The 12,904-nt window shown below is 54.7% G+C and carries 14 protein-coding genes; 7 read left to right on the top strand and 7 right to left on the bottom strand.

All coding sequences use genetic code 11. The annotated features are described in order from the left end of the window. Nucleotides 1-40 precede the first annotated feature (40 nt). Genes ACYOR7_RS03805 through ACYOR7_RS03795 form a run of 3 tightly spaced genes read right to left on the bottom strand, consistent with a single transcriptional unit; the run spans nt 41 to nt 3,245 of the window. Complete coding sequence (locus ACYOR7_RS03805; protein ID WP_294805801.1) at nt 41-1,441, bottom strand: VWA domain-containing protein; 1,401 nt, start codon at nt 1,439-1,441, stop codon at nt 41-43. Further along, complete coding sequence (locus tag ACYOR7_RS03800; protein WP_479913154.1) at nt 1,425-3,077, bottom strand: AAA family ATPase; 1,653 nt, start codon at nt 3,075-3,077, stop codon at nt 1,425-1,427. Before ACYOR7_RS03800 ends, ACYOR7_RS03805 begins: the two co-directional genes overlap by 17 nt. A 45-nt stretch (nt 3,078-3,122) precedes the next feature. Next, nucleotides 3,123-3,245: a hypothetical protein gene (locus ACYOR7_RS03795; RefSeq protein ID WP_479913153.1), complete on the bottom strand. Its 123-nt coding sequence runs from the start codon at nt 3,243-3,245 to the stop codon at nt 3,123-3,125. A gap of 212 nt (nt 3,246-3,457) precedes the next feature. On the opposite strand from ACYOR7_RS03795, the gene ACYOR7_RS03790 reads away from it, so the two are divergent. Beyond that, a complete protein-coding gene (locus ACYOR7_RS03790) occupies nt 3,458-4,099 on the top strand; it encodes a 30S ribosomal protein S13 (protein WP_479913152.1) in 642 nt (213 codons plus the stop codon). Nucleotides 4,100-4,111: 12 nt separating this feature from the next. Continuing rightward, nucleotides 4,112-4,630 carry a 30S ribosomal protein S4 gene (locus ACYOR7_RS03785; protein WP_294805808.1) on the top strand — a complete coding sequence of 173 codons (519 nt, stop codon included), beginning with the start codon at nt 4,112-4,114 and terminating at the stop codon, nt 4,628-4,630. On the opposite strand, the gene ACYOR7_RS03780 is transcribed toward ACYOR7_RS03785, so the two are convergent. Next, nucleotides 4,627-5,589, bottom strand: a complete 963-nt coding sequence (locus tag ACYOR7_RS03780; protein WP_294805810.1) for a helix-turn-helix domain-containing protein — start codon at nt 5,587-5,589, stop codon at nt 4,627-4,629. The genes ACYOR7_RS03785 and ACYOR7_RS03780 overlap by 4 nt on opposite strands. A gap of 158 nt (nt 5,590-5,747) precedes the next feature. Here ACYOR7_RS03780 and glmS point away from each other — a divergent pair, with 158 nt between their 5' ends. Further along, on the top strand, nt 5,748-7,511 hold the full coding sequence (glmS, locus tag ACYOR7_RS03775) for a glutamine--fructose-6-phosphate transaminase (isomerizing) (RefSeq protein WP_479913151.1): 1,764 nt from the start codon (nt 5,748-5,750) through the stop codon (nt 7,509-7,511). A 62-nt stretch (nt 7,512-7,573) separates the two neighbouring features. Here the strand turns inward: glmS and ACYOR7_RS03770 are convergent, their stop codons facing one another. After that, nucleotides 7,574-8,224, bottom strand: coding sequence for a Snf7 family protein (locus ACYOR7_RS03770; protein WP_294805813.1), 651 nt, complete (start codon nt 8,222-8,224; stop codon nt 7,574-7,576). 128 nt (nt 8,225-8,352) lie between these two features. On the opposite strand from ACYOR7_RS03770, the gene ACYOR7_RS03765 reads away from it, so the two are divergent. Beyond that, nucleotides 8,353-8,796, top strand: coding sequence for a hypothetical protein (locus tag ACYOR7_RS03765; protein ID WP_294805815.1), 444 nt, complete (start codon nt 8,353-8,355; stop codon nt 8,794-8,796). Here ACYOR7_RS03765 and ACYOR7_RS03760 read toward each other — a convergent pair whose 3' ends face one another. Next, nucleotides 8,797-9,840: a lysylphosphatidylglycerol synthase transmembrane domain-containing protein gene (locus ACYOR7_RS03760; protein WP_479913150.1), complete on the bottom strand. Its 1,044-nt coding sequence runs from the start codon at nt 9,838-9,840 to the stop codon at nt 8,797-8,799. An 86-nt stretch (nt 9,841-9,926) separates the two neighbouring features. On the opposite strand from ACYOR7_RS03760, the gene ACYOR7_RS03755 reads away from it, so the two are divergent. Genes ACYOR7_RS03755 through ACYOR7_RS03745 form a run of 3 tightly spaced genes read left to right on the top strand, consistent with a single transcriptional unit; the run spans nt 9,927 to nt 12,045 of the window. Continuing rightward, nucleotides 9,927-10,283 (top strand): hypothetical protein, encoded by a 357-nt coding sequence (locus tag ACYOR7_RS03755; protein WP_479913149.1) that lies wholly within the window; start codon nt 9,927-9,929, stop codon nt 10,281-10,283. Between the two features lie 51 nt (nt 10,284-10,334). Then, nucleotides 10,335-11,090 carry an ATP/GTP-binding protein gene (locus tag ACYOR7_RS03750; protein ID WP_294805821.1) on the top strand — a complete coding sequence of 252 codons (756 nt, stop codon included), beginning with the start codon at nt 10,335-10,337 and terminating at the stop codon, nt 11,088-11,090. A 7-nt stretch (nt 11,091-11,097) separates the two neighbouring features. Then, nucleotides 11,098-12,045 (top strand): homoserine kinase, encoded by a 948-nt coding sequence (locus ACYOR7_RS03745; protein WP_294805822.1) that lies wholly within the window; start codon nt 11,098-11,100, stop codon nt 12,043-12,045. Here ACYOR7_RS03745 and ACYOR7_RS03740 read toward each other — a convergent pair whose 3' ends face one another. Further along, on the bottom strand, nt 12,046-12,897 hold the full coding sequence (locus ACYOR7_RS03740; protein ID WP_479914446.1) for an enoyl-CoA hydratase-related protein: 852 nt from the start codon (nt 12,895-12,897) through the stop codon (nt 12,046-12,048). Nucleotides 12,898-12,904 lie beyond the last annotated feature (7 nt).

Genomic DNA, 12,904 nt, shown 5'->3' with positions numbered 1-12,904 from the left:
CGTTGCGTAAGCAAAGCAAATTCACCTCATTATATTAAGTTTAGTATGAACGGCCCCGGATTGTCTGCTGTTTTTTGTTGCTCAAATAGTCTGTCAGCAGCACTTTGTCGATTTCAGCAGGGTTGATGTAGTACGACCTGCCCTTCACGTACTTCTCCATCTCGTTTACGTAGCCAAGCAAGGAATCCTCCTCGCTTATCATGATGGTGTCAATATCTATCTTCATCGAGTGACATTTTTTCGCCTCCACTATCGTGCGCTCGCCGATGTACTGATCTACCTGCCGATAGCGGTAGCACAGGTACACCAGTTCCCCGGACGCAACGTCAAGGTTCATGCTCTGGTTTGCCTTGACCGTGTCAAGCGTGTCCTTGTCAGGCGTGTAAAAGTGCGAGTACGGCCTCTGCGACAGGATCTTGTCCTGCTCGCCCTTGTCGTCGATAAAGCACGCGCTCGGGTGTCCATCGGTTACAAGCACGATGCGCTTGTTCTCCGCGCCGTCCTTTTGCAGAATCTTGCTTGCAAGTCGGAATGCCGCCTGGTAGTTCGTGTAATGGAGAAAGTCAGAGCCGGGTTCAAACGTTTTCAGGTACGGGATGTCCTGCGGGAGTACCTTTGACGCAAGCGCCCCAAAGCCTACGATGTAAACAGAATCAGAAGGAAAGAACTTGCGGTTCAAGAGATACAAACTCCACAGTGCGCGTTTTGCAGCCTCTATCCTGCTCATGTCGCCGTACATAGTCGAGTAGCGCATTGTGGACGAAAGGTCGATGCAGTAGACCATCGCCACGCGTACGTCCTGCATCGTCTCATATTCTTCAAAATCCTCCACGTCTATTTGCAGCGGGAGTTTCACGTCCTTGCCGTCCTTGAACGAGCGCTGGATTGTATTGAGCAATGACTTTGGCACGTTTAAGAGCCGGATGTCGTCGCCGGGCTCGTATTTCTTGCTCGTGTCAAGCACTATCGATCCCTGCCCATAGTCATGCGTCTCGTGCATCCCGTACTCGCCGGCCTTGAGCGCCTTCATCACGTCGCTCAGTATCCTGCCGCCGATGTTGACAAAGCCCTTGCTTGAAAGCCACTTTGGCGAGTCTTTCAGGTAGCCCTTTTGCACTAACTGGCGTACAAGCGGCATCCCGTCGCCGTCGTCCACTTGGTTGCCGGACTGCGAGCTCTGCTGTTGCTCTTTTTCCTGCGGGCCTTGCTCGCTTGACATCTGCGACATGACATTCTGCAGGCTCTGCTCAAGCTCCTGCAGGGAAGGTGTCTTTTCGCGGAGGGCCTCTCTGCCTATTGTTTTTAGCAGTTTGTCTAGGACATCTTTTGGCAGGTCTCTGCTTTTTTCCTGCTGCTGTTGTTGCTGCGGGCTTTGACCGTCGTCTTCCAGTGCAAAGTAGACGAATTTCTTGCTTCCCGGTACCTTACTGGGAGAGGGCATAGCTGTTGTCCTTCTTGTCGAGGAGTGGTGGCTGGATGTGGCGTAGGCCCTCAAGGACCACCTCGGCGACTGCGGCTGTAAACTCGCCGTCAAGGTCAGAAAGTGCGATGCTGTCAGTACGGATGCCAAGCTGTTTTGCTTGTTCTACGAGCTGCTTTTGCTCGTCCTTTATGGCAGACAGAGTCTCTGCGACTGCCGCTTTTAGCGCAGGGAACTTTGTCAGCTGCGACTCGTAGTCGGAGGTGTCGGCCTTTTTGCCGCCGGGCAGTACCTGCGACACCTGGAACGCCTTGTTCTTGGCAAATTCGTTCTTCATCTTGGCTATCTGATCCGGTGATATTTTCTCCACGTATTCAAGCGACACTTCCTTTAGCGTGGCATCTATGACAGAGTCCAGTATGTTTCTGCGGTTTTCCCGCGTGTCTTCCATCTCGGCAAGCTCGAACTTGGACGACTGGTGTATGCAGTGTATATCGCAAAAGCGCGGCACCGCCTTGATGTTGTATATGATAGAGCGCGTGCGCTCGGCTTCCCCTATCATCATCTCCATCGAGTGCACCGCCATCCTGACGCTGACTCCCTTGTCGTGATTGACGTCGTGGTGGGCGCGTGTCGCCTGCGTTATCTTGGCAATCGCCTTCACTATAAAGACGGGCAAGAAAACGTTCTTTGGATCTGCGACCCTTGTTTCCTGTGTTATGATCAGCATCTCGTCGCTCACAGTCTTGGGGTAGTGCGTGTCGACGTGGCTCTTTAGTCTGTCAAACAAAGGCTCGATTATCTTGCCAGAATGGGTATAGTCAATCGGGTTTGCAGTGGCGATTATCTTGACGTCAGGCTTGAACACGACGGGGTAAGCGCCCGTGGTAAACCGGCCTTCCTGGAGCACGCTCAATAGCGACACTTGCTTTCTTGGGTCAAGCACCGGCAATTCATCAATGCACAGGATGCCGTGGCGCGCCTGCAACAGCTGGCCTGCGGAATACGACTCCATGCTGTACAGCTCGACTCCTTTCTTTGCAATCTTTATCGCGTCTATCTGCCCCACGAGGTCCTTGACAGAGATGTCTGGCGTGGAGAGGATGTACTTGAATCTGTCAGCGCCAGAGAGCCAGTCGATCTTTGTTTCTAGTTTGTCCTGACGGATGACGTCCTCGCATTCCCTTGACACCGTGAACTCGGGGACTGTCCTGACAACCTCTCTGTCTGCAAGCAGCGCAGAAAGGTGCTCCTCAGGCATCGAGGTCGGGATGTCGTTCGTGACTGTCCCGCGCACGACAGGAATTGGAGAAAGCAAGTTCTTGGCAATTGCCTCTGCAATCTTGGTCTTGGCCTGCCCAATCTGACCCACGAGCAGGATGTCGTGTCCAGAGAGAATCGCGCGGTTGACGGCCGGCACTACGTCGTCGTCATAGCCGATGATGCCGGGGTACGGGTGCTCGCCTGCCTTCAACTTGGCAACGAGGTTGCCGCGCAGCTGCTCCTCTACTGTGACGTGCTTGTAGTTAATTTTCAAAAGATCGCCAAGCGTCTTTAGCTGTTTATAGTCTTCGGGCACACCAGGCATTACCTCTGAATACTTGGGCTTTGAAGTGTAAGAACGGCGGACTGTTTCTTCTATCTTGCTGCTGCTCATATTAGTGAGACGGGCTGTTTTCGACCCTCACAAATTTAAAGATACTCAATGATTTTCTATCGCAAGTTCCAGCTGGCGCAGGTATTCTTCGTTTTCCAGATCCTGCGCCGTCTTGATAGGCCGGGCCACCAGTTTTGGAGCCACTGGAGCCTCTTTCTTTGACGGCATATTTCTCGTTTTTATTATAAGGCTCAGCTTATAACGATTTACCCGAACCAAACCGCGCAATGGAATAAAATATTTTTACAAAACTGCTTCCTGTGTTCAATAACCAGTGTCAGCAGGCGGGCGAGGCGGCTGTTTGTTGTAAATATTGCATGGTTTTTGCGCCCGCACGCCCAGCATGGTTTTTATTGCCGAGTATACGCCGTGAAGGTGATTTGTCCGCTTCGGAGTACAAACACATACTCAGAATCGCCGGAAAGGACGTTGAAGGCAGCAAGAAATTGCTTGTCGCCATCAGCGAGATTAAAGGCGTAGGTTACAATTTTGCCCAAGTATTGACGCAGTCGCTGAACGTTAACCCGAATATGCGCGTCGGTTTCCTGACAGACAAGGAGCTGCGCGAGATAGAGGAAGCTATCTCTAATCCAACCAAGTTCGGCGTGCCGGAATGGTACCTGAACCGCAAGAAGGACATGGATACTGGCACGACGCACCACATGATTACTTCGGATCTTGATTTTGCCGTCGGCAACGATGTTGACCGCGAAAAGACGGTCATGAGCTGGAGAGGCTACAGGCACATGTTCGGCCTGAGAGTGAGAGGCCAGCGCACGAGGACGACCGGCAGGAAGGGAGGAGCGGTCGGAGTGAAAAAGACCAAGCTCGTCACTGGCGCGGCACCGGCAGCGCCTGGAGCAGCACCGGCGGCAGGAGCTGCGGCGCCTGCAGCAGGAGGAGCGGCAGCCAAGCCAGCAGCGGGCGCGGCACCGGCAGCAGCTGGAGCGGCGAAACCCGCGGCAGGAGGAGCAGCACCGGCAGCCAAGCCAGCAGCGGCAAAGGAGCCGGCGAAAAAGTAAGAGGTGTCATGAATGGGAGATCCTAGAAAGCAAAAGAAACTTTTCCACCGTCCAAGGAGAATATGGACCACAGACCAGCTTAACGCTGAACTTTATATCATGGGCTCGTACGGCCTGAGGAACAAGCGCGAGCTCTGGAAGGCCCAGACAGAGATGGCAAGGGTCAGGAACCAGGCACGCGCGCTGCTTGCACTTTCGACAGAGGCCAGGGCAGAGAAGGAAAAGAGGTTGCTTAACTTTTTGTCGAGGATTGGCCTCGTAAAAGAGGGTGCAACGCTTGATGACATTCTCGGATTGAAGGTTGAGGACCTGCTTGAGCGCAGGCTCCAGACAATAGTCATGAAGAGGATGGGCACAAAGTCTGCGTCGCAGGCACGCCAGGTGGTGAGCCACGGCCACGTCTCGATAGGCAACAGGAAGATAAACAGGCCGGGCTACATTGTAAAGACGGAAGAGGAGGCACAGATACTCCTCCATCTTGAGCTCCCATCGGCAGCGCCAGCAGGCGACGGCGCAGCGCCGGCATCCTAGCCGCCGCTTATCACGTCCACGTGGTCTATTTTTCCATCCGCGTCCATGTCAAAGCCCTGCACGACCAGGGCCCAGTCTTCTTTACTCTTGTATCTTTTCAGAATCTCCTCGCCATAGTTTGTCAGCGCGATTACTGCAGATTTCGTGCCGGCAGACCTGACGCCGGCGACCACTATGACGCTTGACTTGCCATTGTCGTAGGGATTCCTTATCTTGGCGATGAGGCCGTGGTTATCCTGGCTGTACCGCCTGCCCGCGCCGTCGACTAGGCCGGACCAGAAATTCCCCTCGTCAAAGCGTATGGGCAGATGGCGGTTGAAATCTGCAGTCACGATGTTTGTGCCCGGCCCGCCTATCGTCACGAGGTTAGTCCCGGAAAGCATCTTTTCCGCCTTGGCGTCAACGTCCAGCTTTACCGCAAATTCCGCAGGCATGACGCCGGATACCTTGCCAAGAAAGAACGCGAGGTGGACCGCATAGTGCCCGTCTCTTGCCGACGACTTGTACTGACCGTGCGGCTCGGGCGCGCCGACTACGATGAGGCCATCAAATACGCCATCGTGTACAAACCCCTCAAAGAACCTGAGGGCGCCCCTGTTGCGGCTTGTACCGGGCGCATCCACCGCAGTCTCGCCCCAGTCGAGCTCTATCCCAAACGCGGGGCTGGACGCCTGGTACAGCCGCGCGGTTCCTCCCCGGACAAGGTTGCTCCCGGCCTCTTCCACCGCGCCGGCGCGCAGAAGGCGCCTGATGTAATAATAAGCGCTCTGCTCGTGTATGCGGAGTTCTTTTGCGACCTGCGCAGGGTACATCGGCTCTTTTGACAAGAGCTCCATCATGCGCCACGCTACAGGGTTTGAAAGGACGCGCATCTGCGCCACGTCCCGAAACACGGTTATCTTTTTTGCCGACGCCTGGCCATCATGGTCCGAAACTGAAACGAGCGACTTGCGTGCCAATGCCGTACAGTTCTGACAGAATTATATAATCTTTTATAGCGGTATAAACTTTGATTGGCCAATAAGCGTTGTTTTACGCACAGATGATTATAGCATTTTTTGTAGTGGTTAGAGACTCTATTCATAATCAATTTAAACGCGAAAGAGGAACATTCCACGTGTGTTCAATCATTGGCTACAAGGGCAAGCAGTCTGCGGCGCCCATACTGGTCGACAGCCTGAAGAGAATGGAATACAGAGGCTATGACAGTGTCGGAGTAGCCACTTTCAAGGACGGCGACATACTGGTGAAAAAGGGCACGGGCAAGGTAGTCGAGGTCAACAAGAGCCTCAACATCAGCTCCATGTCCGGTATGATAGGTATAGGCCACACCAGGTGGGCCACGCACGGCGGCGTGACTGACAGCAACGCGCATCCGCACTCGGCCTGCAAGAACAACGTCGCAGTAGTCCACAACGGCATCATCGAAAACTACAAGGAATTGAAGGAGGAGCTCATCAAGGCCGGGCATGTCTTTTCAAGTGAAACTGACAGCGAGGTCATAGCCCACCTACTGGAGGTACATGCTGACAAGGGCGTCAAGGGATCGCTCACGGCGACATGCAAGAGGCTCAGAGGCACGTTTGCCTTTGTCGCGGTTTTCCAGGACGGGACCATTGCAGGCGCAAGGTACGAGGAGCCGCTCATAATCGGCGTCGCAAACGACGGCTACTTTATCTCGTCAGACGTGCTAGGGTTTCTGCAGTACACGGACAAGGCGATATTCCTTGACAACTATGACATTGCACTCATCGACGGGAGCAAGATGGAGATCTTTGACTTTGACGCAAACCCAGTCGCGCGCCCCATAACGCAGGTCGCCTGGGAGCTTGGAGAGGTCGACAAGGGCAAGTACGCCCACTATACGCTAAAGGAAATAAACGACCAGCGCCTCACGGTCGCAAATGCTGCAAGGCAGGACGAGGCCATGATGGAGAAATTCTGCGACATCCTGTCTGGCGCGCAGAGCGTCTACATCACGGGGAGCGGCACCAGCTACCATTCTGCCCTGATAATGAAGCACATGCTTGCCAGGTTTGCCAAGATACGCGCCGAGACTGTCATGTCAAGCGAGGCGCAGGACGGACTTGTGGGCCTCGACGAGGGCTCTGCGCTGGTAGCGTTTTCGCAGAGCGGCGAGACTGCGGACGTTCTTGAATCGGTCAAGATAGCCAAAAGGCAGGGCGCCAGGGTGCTTGGCATCGTAAACGTCACAACATCGTCGCTTGCAAGGACAAGCGACGCGTTCCTATCGGTCAACTGCGGGCCGGAAATAGGAGTGGCCGCGACAAAGAGCTTTACGGGTCAATTGGCGCTTGTCTACAACATCGTTGCAAGGCTGTCTTCTGGCGCTCTTGCGGCAGGCGAAGAGGCCGAGTTTGTAAAGGCGGTGGAAAAAACCATCGCGACGAGCCAGACCGCTATAGAAAAGATGGCCGGCGAGATGGAGAAGGTAAACGACATTTACCTCCTTGGCAGGTCCATCCACTACCCGATTGCGCTTGAGGGCGCGCTAAAGCTGAAAGAGCTTGCGTACGTGCACGCAGAGGGCGTGGCCGCCGGCGAGCTGAAACACGGCCCCCTTGCCCTGATGGAGAAAAACACGCTCGTGATACTTCTCAACCCCAGAGACGCCACATACAATGACTCGGTCTCAAACGCCCACGAGATAAAGGCAAGGGGCGCAAGCGTCATTGGGATTTCAGACACCGAGAGCGAGGTCTATGACCACTGGATAGAGATACCGCACATGGCGGAGGAGGCATTCTACCCGATTGTAGAAGTGATACCGCTGCAGATGCTTGCATACTATCTTGCGCTTGCCAAGAACGCCGACCCCGACTACCCGAGGAACCTAGCAAAGTCAGTGACGGTAAAGTAATAATTATTTTTTTAGAAAATTAGAAAAAGAAAAGAAAGGAAAAAGGAGAGGGAAGAGCCCGCTTACTGCGAGTTTCCGCCTGCGTACGACTTGGATGCGCCCGAGCCCACCGGGACGTCGGGGAAGCTCTCAGTCATCCTCTGCTCCGCGACTGCGCCGGCCTCTGCGAGTATCCTGTCTACCTCTTCGCCTGATGCGTCGAAGGCAAACGAGGTGTTGCCCATGCTTCCAGCGTTCATCATGATGTCGCTGAACACGCCGTTTATCTCGCCCAGTTCCCTGTCGACTTCTGGCATCACACCTGCAAGGCCGGACCTCACTCTCGTGAGAGCGCCCATTGCCGGGCCGATTGCCACCATTACGTCGCCAAGGTCGATTGTAGTCTCTAGGCGCATCTGTATCTGCTCAAGCGCCATCTTGAGCTGCGAGATCATCTTGATCGTCTTTCTGACCTGCGCAATCTCGTTTGAGACCATCTTGCCTGCCTGCGCGTCGTGCCTCTGGAGCGCGGAAACCACCTGGTTGAACAGGGATTTTTCCTTGCCCTTTAGTTTCTCAAGAATAGCATCCAGTTTCTGATTTTGTGCTTGGATCTTGTTCTTTGCGAACTCGATCCTCGGTTTCAGTGGTTGTTGAGGTCCGAGGCTTTCCTTCACTCTCTCAGACATCGTCGATTTATTGTCCTTGACCCAGTTATTGCTGAAGCTCGTCATGTCTGCTAGCCTTGGAAAACGACGTTAAATAGAAATGTCATAATTAGACAACCAAGTGGTAATATTTTGTAGACACGCGCCGGCAGTGGAAAACATTAAATCATCAAGATGCGACGCTGTTTACACACATGCCGAGAGCGAAAAAGGCCGAGGCCCAGAGCAACGAGGAAGGACTGCCCAAGTGGGCCGAGGACGAGATAAAATCGGCGCAGTTTGGCAAGCCTGAAGTCACGACGAGGACAGGATACATACTGGAAATATACGAGAAGGATTCCAGACTTGACATACAAGTGTACGAGCCGATGCCCGACGGCAGGGTCATAATCGAGGGCATCAGCCTGCCAAAGGAGGTCAAGATAAACGACCTCATGAAGGGCTTTGTATACGAGTTCAAGATAAACGTCTACACCGCGCCCCTGAGCGACAAAGTATCTGAACTGCTAAAGACGAAATTCAACCTTGAGATGAAGGCGATATTCAACTTTGAGATGAAGGAGCTTGCATTAATGGACGTAGAGTCAGACATGCCTGCTCCGGCGTCGTCCGGCGACGATGGCGAAGGCGACGACTAGTTAGTCCTCTTTCTTGCTGCCGTCGGCGGGAACCACGGTTTCCTTCTTGCCTATCGCAAGCTTCATGAGGGCAATCCACATTATGACAAGCGGCACGTGGTAGGTCGCAATCCTCCACGCGATTATCACGCTCAATTTAGAGTCGGCGGCTATTGCGGTAAGGTCTGGCACACTTGACAGATTAGAGATGTACGCCCAGATGCCAAGTTCCGCAAGGCCCGAGCCCCCTATGGTAACTGGAAGGTTTGCAATCGCGTTTGACGCGGCGACTGCCATGAGCGAGTCAAACATCCCGATTCCCACTCCGACCGAGTCGGCAAGGACCATGAAGGAGATGCCGTACGCAAGGAACGACGCGAAGGTTATCGCAAGCCCGACTGCAAACGGCCAGATGACCTTGCTGGAGGAAAAGTTCTCGCGGCTCATCATGCACAGGTCGTCGAGGGCCTTGTTGGCCTGAGTAAGGTACTTGTCTGCCTTGTCCTTGCCAAAGCGCCGGACGAGCCTGTCGATGAACTGCGGAACGTGCAGGTTGCGCTTTGCAGAGTAGAGTATGAGGATGAGCCAGAAGGCAAACGTCGGCAGCGCGACGAGTAGCACGGTTATCCCGATGGCAGTTCCGCCCCGGGATATGGCAAGGCCGCCGGCGATAAAGGCAAGTATGGTCACCGCAAAGACGTCGGCTATTATCTCCATCGTGGCCACCCACGCGGCCTTGCCTGCCGGCACGCCGTTTTTGGACAACCACGCTATCCTGACAAACTCGCCCCCTACGTACGAGGGCGTCGTGTAGGTGACAAACTCGCCTGCAAGCCTTGCGGCCATGGTCTTGCCGGGCGAGCTCACGTCGTAACCTATGAACTTGCGCACAAAGTACTTGAACCGGTACGCCTGGAGCATTATCCTTGCCACGGCCGCCACTGCCGAGGCGGCAAAGGGCACGAGCCCTACTGAAAATATATCCTGCGGCGAGACCTTGGTGGTCAGGAACATTATGATGAAGGGGACGATGCTCGCCGGGATAGCAGCGATTCTCCAGTTCAACGCTGTGTTTTGTACGTTTTGGAGATATAATAACGCATAGCAGTAATGCCAGAAATGTTAATCCGACAGGTAAAGACCTTCTAGTCATGGATAAAGGGGGCCTCTGCAGGGCCGCTGTGGCCATCCACGGCAACATCCAGGCGGCAATAGTCGTCCTGCGAGGAGAGATGAAGGCCAGACACGTCAGACAGGCAGTACCCATCCCTCCGGCCAAGGAGCTGGAAAAGTTGTTCATGCGCGCAGAGGCGTTTTTGAGCATGACAAAAGAGAGCGACCACCTGTTTGGAAGGACCGGCTACGTCATGACCAACCACGAGACGCTTGACACTTTTATATTCGCCGTCCCGGACGGCAGCGTGCTCATCCTGCCAATAGTAAAGCCGTACGGCCATGATGAACTGCTAGAAAAGGTTGCAAGCCTCCTTGGAGTCAGGTTTGGCTGACGACAGCAAAAATGTGAAAGCAGATATACTTCGCACAGCGCCCAGTTAGAGATGGTAAACGCCGTTTTCGTGACCGGGACTGCCGGCTCGGGCAAGTCGCTTTTGACCTCCAGGCTGGTGCAGTGGTACCGTGACACGGGCGCGTACCCCGTGACACTCAACCTCGACCCTGGCGCAGTCACCCTTCCCTACGAGCCGGACATCGACGTGCGTAACTACATAGACATCGGCACCTTGATGGATAGTTATGCGCTTGGACCAAACGGCGCGCTAGTGATGGCAAGCGATATGGTGGCGACAAAACTCGACGAGCTGCAGGAGGAAGTCGACGAGGCAAACCCCGACTATTTGATAGTGGACACGCCGGGTCAGATAGAGCTGTTTGCGTTCCGTGCAAGCGGACCCTACTTTGTATCAAACCTGCAGGCAGACAACAAGGCGACAGTATTTGCGTTTGACGGAACACTTGTTTCATCGCCCATCAATTTTGTATCGATTTCACTCCTTGCCTCGGCCGTGAAACTGCGCCTAAAGACCGCGCAGGTAAACGCGCTCACAAAAAGGGACCTTGTCATCGACAAACTAAAGGACATACTAGACTGGGCGGGATCGGCGCAGGCGCTAGAGTCAGCGCTCAATTCTGAAAAGGATGCCGAGTATTCGCTTTTGAGCAAGGATTTGTCGAGGAGCATGACCCGCGCTGGCTTTGCGCCCGGCCTCGTCGCAATCTCTAGCACGACCATGAATGGGCTCGTAAACATAGCGGCCGCCCTTGCCCGAACCCTTAATCAGGGGGAGGACGGATAGCACGGTCGTGAAAAAAAAGTCCTGTACGGCTATTGCGCCCTCGTCGACTGCAAACCTCGGCCCCGGTTACGACGTCTTTGGCCTTGCGCTTGACGCCCTGTACGACAGGGTCAGGATAACAAAAGCGGCTGCTGGAAAGGACGACGGCAGCAGGATAGCGATAAAGATGTCAGACAGCGCGATACCTTCTGCGCCCGAGTCCAACTCGGCGGGGCTCGTCATAAAAAAGATGGCGCAGGACTTTAACATCACGGACAACCTCGATGTCGTGGTGAAAAAGGGCGTGCCGGCGGGGTACGGCATGGGCTCAAGCGCCGCGTCGGCTGCTGCGGCGGCAGTTGCCTTTGCCGGCCTTTACAAACTGAAAATAGACAGAAACAAGCTGGTCGAGTACGCGGCCGAAGGCGAGGTGGCAAGCGCAGGGGCGCGCCACTACGACAACGTCTCGGCGTCGGTGCTCGGAGGGTTTGTAATCTCTAGCATCGGGCAGGAGGGAGTAAAGTTCATCCGCATCGAGCCCCCCAAAGACCTTCTCATGGTAGTCGCAGTACCGACAATTCCGGTGCCGGCAAAAAAAACAGAGGTCGCAAGGAGCGTCCTTCCAAGGGAAGTGCCGTTGAAAAGCGCGGTGCACAACGTGTCTGGCGCAAGCACCATCGTCGCAGGGTTTGCGCTTGGCGATGCAGAGATGATTTCACGCGGGATTGACGACGTCATTGTCGAGCCGGCAAGAAAGCACCTGATACAAGGCTATGACGGCGTCAGGAAAAACGCGCTTGCGGCAGGCGCGCTTGCGGTGACCATCAGCGGCGCAGGCCCTTCGATGATTGCTTTTCTGAAAGGGAAAAAGGGAATAAAAAAGGTGGCAGGGGCGATGGCCGCAGGCTTTTTGGAGTCCGGGGTAAAATGCCGGACCTTTGCCTGTGGTCCGAGCAAGGGCGCGCGTATAGTGTAGTTACTTTTTGCCCTTGTTAAGGAAGGCTGACATCATGTTCTTCCTGTCCTCGTGCGCAAAGCATAGCGCCCAGCCGTAGATCTCTAGGCGCAGGCCCGTCTCGATGTCAGAGTCCATGCCGCGGTTTATGAGCATCTTGCTCACCTTGACGGCATTAAAGCTGTTCTTTGTTATCTCCTTGGCAAGGGCCATGCAGTCGGCCATCAGCTTTTTGTTCAGGACCTTGGCCACTTCCGCGGCGCGCGCCTTTTCTGTGGCCGCGTCGCCCTTTGGAGCTTCCGGTGGCAGCTGATCTTCAGCGCCCAGCTTGATGACTTTGTTGACGAGGCCGATTGACGCCGCTTCGTCTGCGGTTATCATCTTGCCGGTGTATATCATCTCTTTTGCCTTTGCCGGGCCGACTATGCGCAACAGCCTTTGAGTGCCGCCCCATCCCGGCGGGATTCCGATCGTTACCTCTGGCTGGCCCATCTTGGCGTTTTCAGAGGCGATGCGTATGTCGCAGACCATCGCCAGCTCGCATCCACCACCAAGGGCAAAGCCGTTTACCGCTGCAATCACCGGCTTGTCCAATTTCTCTATCTTGTTGAGGACCGCCTGTGCCGCTGAGGCATATTTCTCTGCGGCCATCGGCTCGATGTTTACCATGAAGGCAATGTCTGCTCCTGCGCAGAACGCGCGCTCGCCGGCGCCGGTGATGATGACGCACTTTGTTCCCTCGTCGGCGGCAAGGATGTCTATTGTGCGCGAAAGCTCGGCAACGACGTCAACGTTCATGGCGTTGAGCGCCTCTGGCCTGTTTATCCTGACGACGGCAATGTCGCCGTGCGGTTCAAGCTGGATATACTTCATTGTGGAC

This window comes from Candidatus Nitrososphaera sp. 86-2 (assembly GCF_056726185.1).
The sequence above is the reverse complement of the archived record's forward strand: the minus strand, read 5'-3'. Positions and strand labels throughout refer to the sequence as shown.